The following is a 14794-nucleotide window of genomic DNA, read 5'->3' on the forward strand; positions in this document are numbered from 1 at the left end:
CCACCTCATCGAGCGCCGAATGATGCAACGACACTACGCTCGACCAGCGGTTTCCTCAGGAAACGCGATGCTGCGGGCGTGTCGGTCGAGAAGCCGGTAAGGCTCGACATCGCCATGCAGATCGGGCGGTGTTCACGGGTGGTCACTCGGCGCTCGGGTCAGCGCACGGTGAGTTGGCGTTCCTCTGGTATGTACGGCGCGGTCCGAGCGAGGGGGTCTCCGTTGGCGTGGGCGATCGGGCCGGACGCGATCAGCGTGTCCGGTTCCAGGTCGGGTGCACGCTCTTTGTCGGCCGCGCTCGGTGTGCGGTCCGTGGTGACCGGTTCCCGCCGGTCGGGGGCGATCGCTTCGGGGTGCGGTTCGGCTGCCTCCGCGCGCGCGAGGTGTCGCTGCGTTTCCGCGGAATCCGGGGGTGTCCGGTCGTGCGGGGCGGTGGCTGCCTCCTCCGCTGAGTGCGTAGGCGCGACAGCGGCAGCCGTCTCCCCTGACTGCTCATGTACGACAGCGGGCCCCTTCGCTGCCGAGTGCTCCACGGAGTTCGGCTCCGTCTGCTCGCTGATCCTGATCCGGTGCAGTGTCTTTCGTACCGCTGCCGCCAACCGGGCGTCCAGCTCTGCCTCGTCCGGGTCGGCGTCGGTGCTGTCCGGGTTCACGGCGGGAGACGGCGCGGCGGGTAGTGGTGTCGTGGCCAGCCACAGTTCGGTGAACGGCGGGGCGGGGACTGTCGCGGCGGAACCGGTGGTCGGCGTCTCGGTGTCGGGGTGGGCAGTGGACTGGTCGGGCGCTGTGGACGTGGTGTTCTGTTCGTCTCGATCGGCGTCGGCCGGAACCGGCACTGCCACGTCGGTGGGTTGTTCCGGGACGCCCGCGACGGGCTCCTCGAGGCGACCGGTGGGCGCTGGTTGTTCGGTGAGGATGCTCGGCAGGATCTGGTTTCCGGCGCCGCCGACCCGAGTGAGCGCGGCCAGCCGCTCCTGGAGGTCTTCACGGTCGGGTACGGCGGCGGTCGCTTGTTCGATCGCGCGTCCGTATCGCTCGGCGACCAGGCGGTGCGTCACGAGTGCGACACCGATCATGATCGGGGCGATCGCGTGGACTCCGATGCCGGTGAGATCGCCCGCTTTGAAGTAGGGGAACGTGTTCAACGCGACGCTCGCCGTCAGCAATACGCCCTCGACCGTGTACACCTGCCACAACCGCTCGATCACACCCCATTCGGCGGTATCGCCGGTGGAGAGCATCAGCGCGACCAGTACCGCGCTGATCAGGGCTTCCAAACCGTAGGACAGCCAGAACATCGGGTTGGTCACGCCGCCGGTGGGTGCGATGTTCTGCTGCACCGTGACCGCGGAGAACAGCATGGAGAACGCGACCACACCGGCGAGCAGCCCGAGCACACGCGGTTTGCGCTGGTGTAGCCGAGCGACTTTCGCATGCGGACTGCTGCTGCGTCGCTGCTCCCCGATCGCCTCCGCGGCGCGCAGCAGATCCGCGGCCTCACGTTCGGCCAGCTCGGCGGCCGTGCGCCGCACTCGTTCGGCGGCATCGGCGGCCGCCTGGATCCGCGCCCGCTGTTCATGGCGTTCGTAGTCGCGGACGAGTTCGGCCAACTCGCGGGACGCGGCCAACTCACGTTCCGACAGTGCTTTCAGCAGAGCCGGATCGTCCTGGTGCGCCAACCGCTCATGCGCGATCTGCACCCGGTCCGGCAGCGCACCGGCCATCAAGTCATCCACCGGCGGCGCCGCGGCGGGCGCGTTGGTCGTGAAACGACGGAGCATCAGCAATGAACCTTTCCGGCGATCGAGTGTTCCAGACGCCGGGCGCCGAAGGCGACTCGGCCGCCGACATTCTTTCGCCGCCAGCGACGACCTACCGATTCGGCGATCCGTTGCTCGCCGACATCCACGGCCATTCGCGCAGGCACCGTCACCTCGCCGGGCCGGCACCCGGGGCACTATCCGAACCGGATTGCGACGTCGTCATGGGCCGGCGGCCCTCGAACCGCCGACCGACCGTGAGCTGGCGGTACCTATGCGACGAGCGCGAGATCCGCGAGCGCGGTCCGATCCGCATCGCCGGCTCGCGTGATCAACCGGGCAATACCTCCGGCGACCTCCACCGGCTGCTCCATGATCACCGAGTGCCCGGCACCATCGATCAGCACCAGGTCGGCGTAGTCGATGGCGGCGGCCATGGCGACCGAATGCGAGGGCGGGGTCATCAGGTCGGCGGAACCGCACAGGACCAGGGTGGGGATCTTCGACAGGGTGGGCAGGGCGTCGGTGCGGTCGTAGGTCATGAAGGCGCTCAGGAAGCTCGCCATCGTCACGATCGGCGTCTCGTTGTGCATCGCGTACGCCAGCGCCAGCACCCGGGCGCTGACCTTGCGGTTGCCGAACTCGGCGGTGCGGATGACCGGCGCGAAGACCTTGCAGGCCGCTCGCTTGGCCCGCTGCATCAAGCGCGGCGCCCGACGCACCGCCGCTTGGAAACCGGCGACGATCGGGTGCCGCAGCAGTCGACCGAAGCCCGCATCGGCGAGTCCGCTGGCCGCGGTCGCGATGAGCCCGACACCGACGATGCGGGTGCCGATCTCGTGCCGGTTCTGGTCGACGTAGGTCAGCACGGTCATACCGCCCATCGAATGACCGACCAGAACCACCGGCCCGGTGGGGGCGACGCCGTCGAGCACATCGCGCAGATCGTGGCCGAGCCGCTCGAGGTGGTAGGTCCGCCTCGACGCCGAGGCCGAATCACCGTGGCCGCGGTGGTCGTAGCACACGACCCGCACACCCGGGTTCTCGCGCAGCAGCCCGTCGCGGACATCGGTCCACGACTCGGTGCGCAGGCAGTGCCCGTGCACGAGGACAACGGTCAGATCCGCATACCGCCGGCCGTACTCGCGAACCGCGAGCGCCACCCCGTCATCGGTCGAGACCGTGGCACGACGCTCTGCCGTATAGGCGATGGTGCTGGTGATCGACATCGGAGCCTCCGGTCCACTTGCGGTGACACGGACAACTCTGCGCCGAATCGGCCGCCGCCAGCAGAGCCCCGAGTGCTGGAGACGCTCCCCCGAAGGGTGGCCAGAACACCACCAAGGTGGTGCATCCGCCGGTGCCTGCTCACCACAGGCGCAGGAAGCCTACGGACCCCGCCCGATCCACACCAAGCCGGTTCCGGCCCGACGTCAGACGTTGAAGCGGAACTCGACGACGTCGCCATCGGCCATGACGTAGTCCTTGCCCTCCATGCGCACCTTGCCCGCCGACTTCGCGGCGGCCATCGAACCGGCGGCGACGAGGTCGTCGAAGGCGACTACTTCGGCCTTGATGAAGCCGCGTTCGAAGTCGGTGTGGATGACTCCTGCGGCCTTGGGGGCGGTGTCGCCCTGGTGGATGGTCCAGGCGCGGGCTTCTTTGGGGCCGGCGGTGAGGTAGGTCTGCAAGCCGAGGGTGTGGAAACCGGCGCGGGCGAGGGCGTGCAGGCCTGGTTCGGTCTGGCCGATCGACTCGAGCAGTTCGAGGGCCGATTCCTCATCGAGTTCGAGGAGTTCGGCTTCCACCTTGGCATCGAGGAAAACGGCGTCGGCGGGGGCGACGGAGGCCTTCAGTTCGGCGACCTTGGCGTCGTCGGTGAGGACGGACTCGTCGGCGTTGAAGACGTAGAGGAAGGGTTTGGTGGTGAGCAGGGAGAGTTCTTTGAGCAGCTCGGTGTCCACCTTGTTGCCCGCAGCGAACAGCGTGGTTCCGCTGTTGAGGACCTCCTGGGCCGTCTTGGCGGCGTCGGCGATCGGCTTGCGGTCCTTCTTGATCTTGGCTTCCTTCTCGAAGCGCGGGACCGCCTTCTCGAGGGTTTGCAGATCGGCGAGGATCAGTTCGGTCTCGATCACCTCGATATCGGCGGTGGGGTCGACCTTGCCGTCGACATGCACCACGTCATCGTCGGCGAAGACGCGCACGACCTGGCAGATGGCGTCGGCCTCACGGATATTGGCGAGGAACTTGTTGCCGAGACCCGCGCCCTCGGAGGCGCCCTTCACGATGCCCGCGATATCGACGAACGAGACCACGGCGGGGACGATGCGCTCGGAGCCGAAGATCTCGGCCAGTGTGTCCAGCCGCGGATCGGGCAGCGGAACCACCCCGACGTTCGGCTCGATGGTCGCGAACGGGTAGTTCGCGGCCAGCACGTCGTTGCGGGTCAGCGCGTTGAACAGCGTCGACTTTCCGACGTTGGGCAGGCCGACGATTCCGAGGGTGAGACTCACGGATAGGAGAGTCTACGCGGTGGCCTCACCCTCTCGACCGCTCAGGGGATCAGCACGACCTTGCCGAGGTTGGCGCGCTTCTCGATGACGGTGTGCGCGGCGGCCGCGTCCTCCAACGCGAACTCCGCGTGCACCGCCGGACGCAGCAGACCGGAGGCGAAGTACTGCCACAGTTCCTGACGCCAGTGCTCGTACACCTCGGGCTGTTCGCGCGCGATCCTGGCGAGCTGGAACCCGATCACCGACTTCGCACCGGACAGCAGATCGTAGGCCTGCACCGCACCACCGCCGCAGCTGTAGGCGATGAGCCTGCCGCCGGGCGCCACCGCGGCGAGTGCCGGGGCGAGCAGTTCACCACCGACGGCGTCGAGCACATAGTCGACCGGATCGCCCCAGGCGGCGTCGTCGTAGGCGACGACCTCATCGGCGCCCAGATCACGCACGAATTCCGCCTTGACGGGATCCGATACCGCACCGACCACACGCGCCGCGCCGCGCACCCGCGCCAACTGCACGGCGAGATGCCCGACACCGCTGGCCGCCGCGGTGACCAGCGCCGTCTCACCCTCGACGGGCGTCGCCGCATCGAGGGCGCCCAACGCCACCAGACCGCTGCGCACCAGCGCCACCGCGTCGACCGCCGACGCACCGTCGGGAATCGTCGAGGCCATCGCCACCGACAGCAGTGCGTACTCGGCGTATCCGTGCCCGAAGACCAGGCCGGTCACCCGATATCCGGGCGCGTAACTGTCCACCCCTTCGCCGACGGCGACCACTTCACCGGCGATCTCACCGCCCAGCGGAATCGGTTCACGCTGTTCGCGCACCGTGCGCACCACCGGCAGCGTCACACCGATGGCCTCGACGCGGACGAGTAATTCGCCCGGACCGGGCGTCGGCACATCGGCCGAGACGACCTCGATCACCTCGGGACCTCCGCTGTGCTCGTATTGCACCCGCCGCATCACACCTCCAGGCTCGGTTCAGGAGCGGTAACGGTAACCACATACCGGCTCCACCTCACATACCCAAGTACCCATGAGTGCGGCATCTCACCCCATGTTGCCTCAGGTAGAGAGGCGGATCACGTGCCTCCCGGCGTGGGCACAGACCCGCCGGGACCGATCGGGCCGCGCGGTGATCTCATCAGAGGTTGACCGCCGATGCGGTGTCCTTCAGCTGCTTGGCGTCCATCTCGGCGACACGGGTGGTGAAGAACCAGGAGTGACCGAACGGATCCTCCAGCTCGACCTGTAGATCACCGTGGAACTGCATCTCCACAGGCCGGATGACGCGCGCCCCGCAACAACGACAAGATCGTCAACGATCCTTAATACAGAAGTTAACGATCGGGCTTCGCGCGCAGGAGCTCGATGAACGAACGCACCCGGGCGGTCTGGCCGCCACCAGGCCAGACCGGCCCGTACTGGATGGGCGGGAGATCGGCGATGGGCACATAGCAAATGTCGGGCCGAGCGTGGTATCGCGTGGCCTGGCTGCCCACGACGGCGACCCCGGCGCCGCTGCTGACCAGCGTCAGCAGCTCCTGCCGCGAGGTCAGAGCCTGCTTGCGCTGAATGGGATGCCCGCTGGGGGCGTGTGCCGGGATGAGCGCGTCCAAGAGGTATCCGGGAGATCCTGCTGGCACGAGTACAGCGTCGCCGATCAGATCCTCGACCGTGACGCTGTCGCGCCCCGCAAGGGGATGCCTGGCCGAGACGGCCAGCACACACGGATCACGCAACACCGCGGAGCCGCATGACAGGTCAGTTTCCCGCACAGGCAGTTCGGTGATCTGGAGGTCGAGGTCGCCGGCGCGCAATGCCCCGAACGCATCGGAGAGATGCACTTCGCGGATGCGCACCTCGCACTCGGGATAGCGGGTGCGGAACACCTCGGCGGCGGACATGATGATCTCCCCGACCACGGGGCTGGAGAACCCGATCCGCAAGGTTCCGGAAACACCGCGTCCCACGGCGATCGCCTTGGCGATGCCGTCCTGGATGCGCTGATAGCCGGCTTGCACATCGTCACGCAGCGCAGCGCCGGCCGGCGTAAGTGTCACCTGCCTGCTGGTGCGATGGAACAGCGCAACACCGAACCGGCGCTCCAGTTGCTTGATCGTCTGGCTGACCCGGGCGCCGCTGACGCCGAGACGCTCTGCTGTACGAGTGAAATGCAGCTCCTCGGCCAGGGTCAGAAAGATCTCGATATCCCGGCGTTCCACGTCCTGGAGGCTAGCGGTCAGTGCCGTCGCGTCGTAGCGTCGGTGGCATGGCTCCGATCTCGGAGGTGGTGACGGCGCGGCCGGCGCCGGGGCTCGCGGCGTTCATCGACCGCTATATCGGCTACCGGATGTCGGGGTATCCGCCCGGCCTGCATCGCGGACTGCCGTCGCGGCATATGACGTTCATCGTGGCGATCGGCCCGACCATCGACGTCGTCACCCAGACCGACGCCGCACAGGCTCCGGCCGACTATCGGTGCGTGCTGAGCGGGTTGCAGCAGGGTCCGGCGGCGATCGCGCACGACGGCAACCAGGAGGGCGTCGCGATCGAGTTGACACCACTGGGCTGCCGCGCACTGTTCGGTATGCCCGCGGGCGAACTGTGGAACATCTCGGTCGAGCTGGCCGATGTGACCGGCCCGGTGGCAGGACAGTTGGCCGAGGAGCTGAATCTGTCTCCCGAGTGGCCGCGCCGGTTCGAGGCCTGTGATCGGGTACTCACCCGGTTGGCACATCCCGATCGAGTGGTTGCGCCCGAATTGAGCTGGGCGTGGCGGGCGGTGGTGGGTTCGGGCGGGACATTGCCGGTGGCGCCGCTGGCCGAGCGGATCGGATGGAGCCGACAGCATCTGACGCGCCGGTTCGGCACCGAGTTCGGTCTGAGTCCGAAACTCGCCGCCCGGATCGCCCGATTCGACCGCGCCAAGGCGATGCTGGCCCGCACACCGTCGTTCGTCAGCATCGCTCAGATCGCGGCGACCTGCGGTTATTACGATCAGGCGCATCTGAATCGGGATTTCGCCGAACTGGCCGGATGCAGTCCGACGATGTGGTTGGCGGAAGAGATTCCATCCGTCCAAGACCCGGACACCCCGGGCGAGTGAGGCTGAAACCATGACTACTCCCACTTCGACCACGACCCACGTCTGGCCCTGTCTGGCCTTCCGCGATGCCCGCGCGGCCGCGACCTTCCTCACCGAGGCGTTCGGCTTCGAGCTGACGGCGCTGTATGCCCGCGAAGACGATCCGTCCGTCGTCGAGCACGCCGAAATGCGTTGGCCCGCGGGCGGCGGCATCATGTTCGGCTCCACCGGCCGCAACGAGAGCGAGTTCGGGGCGCGACCGGCGGGTGCGGCCTCGCTGTATCTGGTATGCGACAACCCCGACGCACTCTACGAACGCGCCACCGCCGCTGGCGCACGGCTCGTGCGTGGACTGCGCGACGAGGACTACGGTTCGCGCGGTTTCAGCGTCGCCGACCCAGAGGGCAACCTCTGGAGTTTCGGCACCTACGCGGGCGAATAGCCGACCCGATACCCGCCGTGGCCCGTAGTGCGGGCCACGGCGTTCTATTCCGCGATGTGCGGGTTCCCACAAGCGTCCGCACATAAATGGACCGTAGTCCGCTTGAGTGCTACCTTCGGTCATCGAAGCGAGCGACCCTTACCGCTTCCGCAGGGGATCAACCGAACGCACAGGAGACTCGATGACCACCACGCAGCCGACCGACCTGCTCGAGCTCGACGCCGCCACCCAGGACCTGCTGTTCCGCGAGGCGCGCACGGCCAACACCTTCACCGACGAACCGGTGAGCGATGAGCAGATCCAGGCGATCTACGACCTGGTCAAATGGGGTCCGACCTCGATGAATCAGCAGCCGCTGCGTGCGGTCGTCCTGCGTTCGCCCGAGGCTCGTCAGCGGCTGGTGCAGCATATGGGCGAGGGCAACAAGGACAAGACCACCAAGGCTCCGCTGACGGTGGCGCTGTTCGCCGACAACAACTTCCACGAGCATCTGCCCAAGGTCTTCCCGCACTTCGAGGGCGCGAAGGACTTCTTCGCCGACGACGCCTACCGCGAGCATTCGGCCAAGCTCAACGCTTCCTTGCAGATCGCCTACTTCATCATCGGCGTCCGCGCGGCGGGCCTGGCCGCGGGCCCGATGAACGGCTTCGACCACGCGGCCGTGGAGAAGGAGTTCTTCCCCGAGGGCGGCCACCACGCCTTGGTCGCCATCAATATCGGCAAGCCCGGCGCCGACGCCTGGTTCCCGCGTAGCCCGCGCTTCGAAGCGAAGGACGTCATCACGACGCTCTGAGCGAGTGCTCGATCGGCCCCGTCGCCCGGTGCGGTGGGGCCGAATCGTCTGCGCGGGCGGATGGTTCACCGACGACCGTCGGCCGCCGACATGGACTCCGCACGGCCCGGTGTATTCAGCGCCCCGATGAATTCAACGCCCGCCCAGCCCTGACAGCGCGATTCCCCGAACGAAAGCGCGTTGGGCGACCGCGTACAACAGCAGCAGCGGCAACATGATCAGCATCGACGTTGCCATGAGGATCGGCCATTTGGTGTGGTACTGGCCCTGCAATCGCACCAGACCCAATGTCGCGGTGGCGATCTCGTCGCGCTGGATCATCACCAGCGGCCAGAGGAAGTCGTTCCACACAGTGATCCAGGTGAGTACGACCAGCACCATGAGCGCGGGGCGGACCTGCGGCAGCAGTACTCGCCAATAGGTCTGCCAGGTGGTGCAGCCGTCGAGGATGGCGGCCTCTTCCAATTCGGTGGGCACCGCGAGGAAGAACTGTCGCATCAGATAGGTGCCGAAGGCGCTGCCGAAGACACCGGGCACGATCATCGCCCATGGTGTGTCCACCCAACCGAAGGCGCGCATGAGCAGGAACTGCGGGATGAGGGTGACGGTCAACGGCACCATGAGCGTCGCCAGATAGGCGAGAAACAGCGTTTCCCGTCCGCGAAACGGCAACCGCGCGAACGCATAGCCCGCCAACGAGCAGAACAACACCTGGCCCGCCGTGACGCACAGGGCGTAGACCGTGGTGTTGAACAGCATCCGCCCCAGCGGCAGCAGATCGAACACCTCCGCATAGTTCGACCATTGCGGGTCGGCGGGGATCGGCGCCGGATCGGTGACCGCGCCCTCGCTCTTCAACGACCCGGACAGCGCCCACAGGATCGGCGTCAGCGCCGCCCAGGCGACGACCACGAGGCAGACATACACCCCGACCCCGGCCATCGTTCGCCGCACGATCGCCCGATCCACCCGGACTCCGACCAGAGGTCGGCGAGAAATTCTGCCCCGCAAAGAGATCTGCGTACGCGTCGGCGCCCCGGCCCTCACCCGGTCACCTCCCCGCGCCGCGCATACCGCAACTGCACCACCGTCAGCACGAACAATCCCGCGAACATCACCCACGCCAACGCCGACGCGTATCCCACTTCGTAGAACGCGAATGCGTGCTGGAACAACATGATTCCGAGCAGATAGGTCCCCGTCTCCGGCCCGCCGTTGCCGCCGGTGAGCGCGTACGCCTGATCGAAAGCCTGCACCGAATTGATGACCGTGATGACGAAGACGAACGACAGCGGCCCGCGGATCAGCGGAATCGTGATCGACCAGAACCGTCGCACGGTACCGGCACCGTCGATCCGCGCGGCCTCGTACAGCTGTTGCGGCACCCCCTGCATGGCAGCCAACAGGATGACGGTGGCGAACGGCACGCTCTTCCACACCGTGACGATGCTCAACGACATCAGCGCCAGATCCGGGTCGATCAGCCACGGCACCGGATCGATACCGAACCGGCCGAGCAGCAGATTGAGCAGTCCGTCGTCGGTGGTGAAGATGAACCGCCACACCACCGCCATCGCCACCGTCGAGGCGACCAGCGGCAGGAAGGCGGCGGTGCGGAAGAAGCCGATCCCGGCCGTCGCCCGGTTCAGCAGCGCGGCGACCACGAGGCCGATCCCGACGGTCGGCAGCAGCGTCATCAGGGTGAAGACCACCGTATTGCGCACGGCGATCAGGAACAGCGGGTCCGCGGTGAACAGCCGCCGATAGTTCGCGAGCCCGACGAACCGCGGCGCGCCGAACAGATCCCACGAGAAGAAACTCAAATACAGCGACACCGCCAGCGGCCCCACCACAAACACCCCCACCCCCACCACATTCGCCGCCACGAACCACCGCCCCGCCCGCGCCCGCCGCCGCACCAACCCCGAACCCCGCGCGAGTGGCACCTGAGTGCGGGGTTGTCTCGCTGTTCGCCGCAGCCAGATGCCACTCACCGCGCGTTCTCCTGGGTGAGGAGCGCGTCGACGGTGCGGGTGAGGTCGGGGTGCAGGGAAGTGGCGGGGGCGGCGCCGCGCAGGACGCGGTTGGCGCCGCGTTCCACCAGGGCCTGGACCTTGCCCCAGGCGGGGGTGACCGGGAGGGCGCGGGAGTGGCGCGGTCCGTCGCTGAGCACCTCCAGGTTGGTGATATCGCGATGGGCGGCGGCGAATTCGCCTGAGGACAGCACTGATGTCAGCACCGGAACGAACAGCCCGGATTCGGCGATGATCGCCTGCCCCACCGGTCCGGTCGCGAATTTGACGAATTCCCAAGCCTGTTCGATCCGCGGACTGTCGGCGGCGATGGCCAGTCCGGTGCATCCGACATCGGTGATCGCGCCCGGACCACCGTGCGGGCCGACCGGCAGCACGGTCAGGTCGATATCGAGGTCGTCGTGTCCGGCGAATTCCGAGTACAGCCAGTGCCCGCCGAGCACCATTCCGGCCCGCCCGCGCCGGAACAGATCGGGAGCCGAGACCGACTGCTGATCGGCGACTCGCGGCGCCACGCGATGGCGCACCGCCAGATCGGCGTAGAACTGGAAGCCCGCCGCGAAACGCGGGTCTCCCAGGTTTGTGCGGGTAGGCGCGACCGACGGTGTGAACCAGTCGACCCCGTTGTTCATCCCGAAGCATGCCGCCGAGAAGTACGGGACCCACGCATCGGCGAAACCCCACCGCCCCTTGCCTTCGCGTGAGGTCACCGCGCGGGTCGCGTCGAGGAATTCGTCGAAGCTCCAGGCCTCGTCCCAGTTCCGTGGCGCCCGGACGCCCGCATCGGCGAACAGCTGCCGGTTGTAGTACAGGAACACACCGGACCACTGCTCGGGCAGCGCGTACTGACCACCGCCATAGGTGAAGGTGTCGTACAGGGCGGGAAAGCTGTCCCGCCGCAACGCATCAGCGTATTCCGGGTCACGATCGAGCAGGGTGTTCAGGTCGAGCAGCACACCACGCTCGGCGAGACCGGCGTACAGCAGCTCCCACGCCATCATGATGTCGGGACATTTACCGCCCGCGCAGTAGGTGAGCATCTGTTGGAGCGCGTCCGGCCCGGAGACCACGGTGCGGATGCGGATCTCCGGGTGGGTTTTGCGGAACTCGTCGATGATCCGGCGCCGCACGCGCGCCTCCTCGGGACGCGCGCCGAAGAAGAAGGTCAGCGCATCGTCATCGGCGCCGCATCCGCCCGCCAGCAACGGGGCGGCCAGCGCGGAGCCGAGCAGCGTACGCCGCCGGACGGGTGTGCTCGACAGTGCGGATTCCAGCTCCGGCCTCCTCAGGGCGGATGTGGAGCGTCTGGGGCCGCATGGCAGCATACTGGCGGCAACTGAGAAGGGTGACCGCCGACACACGACAACGACCGGACCGACCGCGATCACAGCGCGCACGAACCTGCCCGCCGGTGATCTCCGATCGGCTACGTTGGCACGTGTTTCAGCATCATCCTGCGCGTTTCACAGGAGAGTAGGCAGATGGCGACCATCGAATATCTGCGGACCGATCCGGATCTCCCGCCCGTCGGCGTGGTGGACCGGTCCCCGATGACTCCGGCCAAGAAGGCGATATTCGCGGGTATCGCGATAGTCGGCGCCGTCGCCTGGACGATCCTGGCGGTTGCCCGCGGTGAATCGGTGAACGCGGTGTGGATCGTCATCGCGGCGGTCTCCACCTACATCATCGCCTACCGTTTCTATGCCCGGTTGATCGAATACCGGGTGGTCGAACCGCGCGACGATGTCGCCACACCGGCCGAGATCCTGGAGAACGGCAAGGACTATCTGCCGATGGACCGGCGGGTGCTGTTCGGCCACCACTTCGCCGCCATCGCCGGCGCTGGCCCGCTGGTCGGCCCCGTGCTGGCGGCGCAGATGGGTTATCTGCCCGGAACGCTGTGGATCATCATCGGCGTGGTCTTCGCCGGTGCGGTGCAGGACTACCTGGTGCTGTGGGTGTCGACGAAACGACGCGGACGCAGCCTCGGCCAGATGGCCCGCGACGAACTCGGCTGGTTCGGCGGCTGGGCGGCCATCATCGGCATTCTCGTCATCATGATGATCCTGCTGGCGGTGCTGGCGCTGGTGGTGGTCAACGCCCTCGCACACAGCCCGTGGGGCGTGTTCTCCATCAGCATGACCATCCCGATCGCGCTGTTCATGGGCGTGTACCTGCGATATCTGCGACCGGGCGCGGTCGGCGAGGTGTCGATCATCGGGTTCGTGCTGCTGATCCTGGCGATCGTCGCGGGTGGCTGGGTGTCGGAGAACGACACCTGGGCCAGCTGGTTCACCTTCCACCCGGTGACCATCTCCTGGATGCTGATCGGCTACGGCTTCTTCGCCTCGGTGCTGCCGGTGTGGTTGCTGTTGGCGCCGCGCGACTATCTGTCGACGTTCATGAAGATCGGCACCATCGGTCTGCTCGCCCTCGGCATCCTGATCACGCTGCCGACGCTGAAGGCGCCCGCGGTCTCGGAGTTCGCCCATACCGGCGCCGGACCGGCGTTCGCGGGCAGTCTGTTCCCGTTCCTGTTCATCACCATCGCCTGCGGCGCGCTGTCGGGCTTCCACGCGCTGGTGTCCTCGGGCACCACACCGAAACTGCTGGAGAAGGAATCGCACAGCCGGATGATCGGCTACGGCGGCATGCTGATGGAATCGTTCGTCGCGGTGATGGCGATCATCACCGCCTCGATCATCGATCAGCACCTGTACTTCGGTATGAACGCACCGCTCGGCGCGACCGGCGGCACCCCCGAAACGGCGGCCGCCTACACCAACAGCCTCGGCCTGTCCGGCCCTCCGGCCACACCGGAGACCTTCAGCGAGGCCGCGAGCGAGGTCGGTGAGGACAGCATCATCTCCCGCACCGGTGGTGCGCCGACCCTGGCCGTCGGCATCTCCGAGGTGTTCCACCAGTTCCTCGGCGGCGAGAGCATGAAGTCGTTCTGGTACCACTTCGCGATCATGTTCGAGGCGCTGTTCATCCTCACCACCATCGACGCCGGTACCCGCGTGGCGCGGTTCATGCTGTCGGACGCGCTCGGCAACTTCGCCGGTCCCGCACGCAAGTTCAAGGATCCGTCCTGGCGGGTGGGTGCGTGGCTGTGCTCGGCGATCGTGGTCGCCGCATGGGGCTCGATCCTGCTCATGGGCGTCACCGATCCGCTGGGCGGCATCAACGCGCTGTTCCCGCTGTTCGGCATCGCCAACCAGCTGCTCGCCGCGATCGCGCTGATGGTCGTGGTCACCATTCTGGTGAAGAAGGGCATGACGAAATGGGCCTGGATTCCCGGTGTTCCGCTGATCTGGGATCTCATCGTCACCATGACCGCCTCCTGGCAGAAGATCTTCTCCGCCGACCCGAAGGTGGGTTACTGGAAGCAGCACGAGATCTGCCAGAACGCACGCGACGCCGGTGAACTCTGCCTGACCGCCAAATCGCCCCAGGATGTGGACGCGGTCATCCGCAACACCTTCATCCAGGGCACGCTGTCCATCGTGTTCGCGGTGCTGGTACTGATCGTCACCGTCGTCGGCACGATCGTCTGCTACCGGGCCTGGCGGGCGGGCACGGCCGAAACCACCGAATCGCCGGAGGAACCCTCGCGCATCTTCGCCCCGCGCGGATTCATCCCCACCGCCGCGGAGAAGGAGGTGCAGCGCGAATGGGACGAACTGATCGAGAAGGGCGATGTGAAGACGCCCGGCGCGGCACACGCGAAGGCGACGCACTGAGCGTCGGCCGAGCTGCCGCGCCGACGACGGCGGCGCGTCATCGGCTCCTGCGTGGGGCGCGCGCTGTGCTCTGGTGGTTCGACTCCGTGCTCGGCGGGCAGGACTATCAGCGGTATGTCGCGCATCTGCGGCGCAAGCATCCCGGCTGCGCGATTCCGTCCGAGCGGGAGTACTGGCGGGAGCGCCATGCCGAGGCGGATCGGAATCCGACGAACCGGTGCTGTTGAGCGGGTCGGACGGCGGCGTTCGGCGAGTCGCGGCGTGTCGTGCGGCGGTCTGACCAGCCCACCGGGGTAATGACCGATTTCCGCTAGCAGTGGGCGGCGGCAGCTGTCATTGTGGTTGACGTGACGATCACGGCCATGGACTTCGAACACTGTTACCGAGCGGTCTCCACCAGGGACTCCCGCTTCGACGGGC

The 14794-nt window shown here is 67.1% G+C and carries 14 protein-coding genes; 5 read left to right on the plus strand and 9 right to left on the minus strand.

Annotation, left to right across the window (positions count from 1 at the left end; genetic code table 11):
- Positions 1-158: 158 nt before the first annotated feature.
- The 6 genes from QH168_RS05280 to QH168_RS05305 form a co-directional block, all read right to left on the minus strand.
- A complete protein-coding gene (locus tag QH168_RS05280; protein WP_280233294.1) occupies positions 159-1781 on the minus strand; it encodes a hypothetical protein in 1623 nt (540 codons plus the stop codon).
- Positions 1782-2032: 251 nt separating this feature from the next.
- Positions 2033-2989 (minus strand): alpha/beta fold hydrolase, encoded by a 957-nt coding sequence (locus tag QH168_RS05285; protein WP_280233295.1) that lies wholly within the window; start codon positions 2987-2989, stop codon positions 2033-2035.
- Between the two features lie 204 nt (positions 2990-3193).
- Positions 3194-4273, minus strand: a complete 1080-nt coding sequence (ychF, locus tag QH168_RS05290; protein WP_280233296.1) for a redox-regulated ATPase YchF — start codon at positions 4271-4273, stop codon at positions 3194-3196.
- A gap of 41 nt (positions 4274-4314) precedes the next feature.
- The gene (locus tag QH168_RS05295) at positions 4315-5238 is read right to left on the minus strand and encodes a quinone oxidoreductase family protein (RefSeq protein WP_280233297.1); all 924 of its coding nucleotides are present in this window, start codon (positions 5236-5238) and stop codon (positions 4315-4317) included.
- A gap of 181 nt (positions 5239-5419) precedes the next feature.
- Positions 5420-5554, minus strand: a complete 135-nt coding sequence (locus QH168_RS05300) for a hypothetical protein (protein WP_280233298.1) — start codon at positions 5552-5554, stop codon at positions 5420-5422.
- 61 nt (positions 5555-5615) lie between these two features.
- Positions 5616-6500, minus strand: a complete 885-nt coding sequence (locus tag QH168_RS05305) for a LysR family transcriptional regulator (RefSeq protein ID WP_280233299.1) — start codon at positions 6498-6500, stop codon at positions 5616-5618.
- Positions 6501-6547: 47 nt separating this feature from the next.
- On the opposite strand from QH168_RS05305, the gene QH168_RS05310 reads away from it, so the two are divergent.
- From QH168_RS05310 to QH168_RS05320, 3 genes are all read left to right on the plus strand, one after another.
- Positions 6548-7384 (plus strand): AraC family transcriptional regulator, encoded by an 837-nt coding sequence (locus tag QH168_RS05310; protein ID WP_280233300.1) that lies wholly within the window; start codon positions 6548-6550, stop codon positions 7382-7384.
- Positions 7385-7394: 10 nt separating this feature from the next.
- Positions 7395-7805, plus strand: a complete 411-nt coding sequence (locus QH168_RS05315; RefSeq protein WP_280233301.1) for a VOC family protein — start codon at positions 7395-7397, stop codon at positions 7803-7805.
- Between the two features lie 181 nt (positions 7806-7986).
- Positions 7987-8598, plus strand: a complete 612-nt coding sequence (locus QH168_RS05320; RefSeq protein ID WP_280233302.1) for a malonic semialdehyde reductase — start codon at positions 7987-7989, stop codon at positions 8596-8598.
- A gap of 132 nt (positions 8599-8730) precedes the next feature.
- On the opposite strand, the gene QH168_RS05325 is transcribed toward QH168_RS05320, so the two are convergent.
- From QH168_RS05325 to QH168_RS05335, 3 genes are all read right to left on the minus strand, one after another.
- Entirely contained in the window at positions 8731-9540 is an 810-nt protein-coding gene (locus QH168_RS05325) for a carbohydrate ABC transporter permease (protein ID WP_280233312.1), read from the minus strand.
- Between the two features lie 101 nt (positions 9541-9641).
- The gene (locus QH168_RS05330; protein WP_432421035.1) at positions 9642-10544 is read right to left on the minus strand and encodes a carbohydrate ABC transporter permease; all 903 of its coding nucleotides are present in this window, start codon (positions 10542-10544) and stop codon (positions 9642-9644) included.
- Between the two features lie 44 nt (positions 10545-10588).
- Positions 10589-11893: an ABC transporter substrate-binding protein gene (locus QH168_RS05335; RefSeq protein WP_280233314.1), complete on the minus strand. Its 1305-nt coding sequence runs from the start codon at positions 11891-11893 to the stop codon at positions 10589-10591.
- A gap of 219 nt (positions 11894-12112) precedes the next feature.
- Between QH168_RS05335 and QH168_RS05340 the strand changes: the two genes are divergently transcribed.
- A complete protein-coding gene (locus tag QH168_RS05340) occupies positions 12113-14374 on the plus strand; it encodes a carbon starvation CstA family protein (RefSeq protein WP_280233303.1) in 2262 nt (753 codons plus the stop codon).
- A 47-nt stretch (positions 14375-14421) separates the two neighbouring features.
- Positions 14422-14601 (plus strand): YbdD/YjiX family protein, encoded by a 180-nt coding sequence (locus tag QH168_RS05345; RefSeq protein ID WP_280233315.1) that lies wholly within the window; start codon positions 14422-14424, stop codon positions 14599-14601.
- Positions 14602-14794 lie beyond the last annotated feature (193 nt).

It is taken from the genome of Nocardia cyriacigeorgica, assembly GCF_029868385.1.
GTDB lineage: Bacteria > Actinomycetota > Actinomycetes > Mycobacteriales > Mycobacteriaceae > Nocardia > Nocardia cyriacigeorgica_F.

Excerpts from the sequence above, each read along its gene's own strand:
- QH168_RS05280 (WP_280233294.1), bottom strand. The coding sequence starts at position 1,781 with ATGCTCCGTCGTTTCACGACCAACGCGCCCGCCGCGGCGCCGCCGGTG.
- QH168_RS05285 (WP_280233295.1), bottom strand. The coding sequence starts at position 2,989 with ATGTCGATCACCAGCACCATCGCCTATACGGCAGAGCGTCGTGCCACG.
- QH168_RS05295 (WP_280233297.1), bottom strand. The coding sequence starts at position 5,238 with ATGCGGCGGGTGCAATACGAGCACAGCGGAGGTCCCGAGGTGATCGAG.
- QH168_RS05310 (WP_280233300.1), top strand. The coding sequence starts at position 6,548 with ATGGCTCCGATCTCGGAGGTGGTGACGGCGCGGCCGGCGCCGGGGCTC.
- QH168_RS05315 (WP_280233301.1), top strand. The coding sequence starts at position 7,395 with ATGACTACTCCCACTTCGACCACGACCCACGTCTGGCCCTGTCTGGCC.
- QH168_RS05320 (WP_280233302.1), top strand. The coding sequence starts at position 7,987 with ATGACCACCACGCAGCCGACCGACCTGCTCGAGCTCGACGCCGCCACC.
- QH168_RS05325 (WP_280233312.1), bottom strand. The coding sequence starts at position 9,540 with ATGGCCGGGGTCGGGGTGTATGTCTGCCTCGTGGTCGTCGCCTGGGCG.
- QH168_RS05340 (WP_280233303.1), top strand. The coding sequence starts at position 12,113 with ATGGCGACCATCGAATATCTGCGGACCGATCCGGATCTCCCGCCCGTC.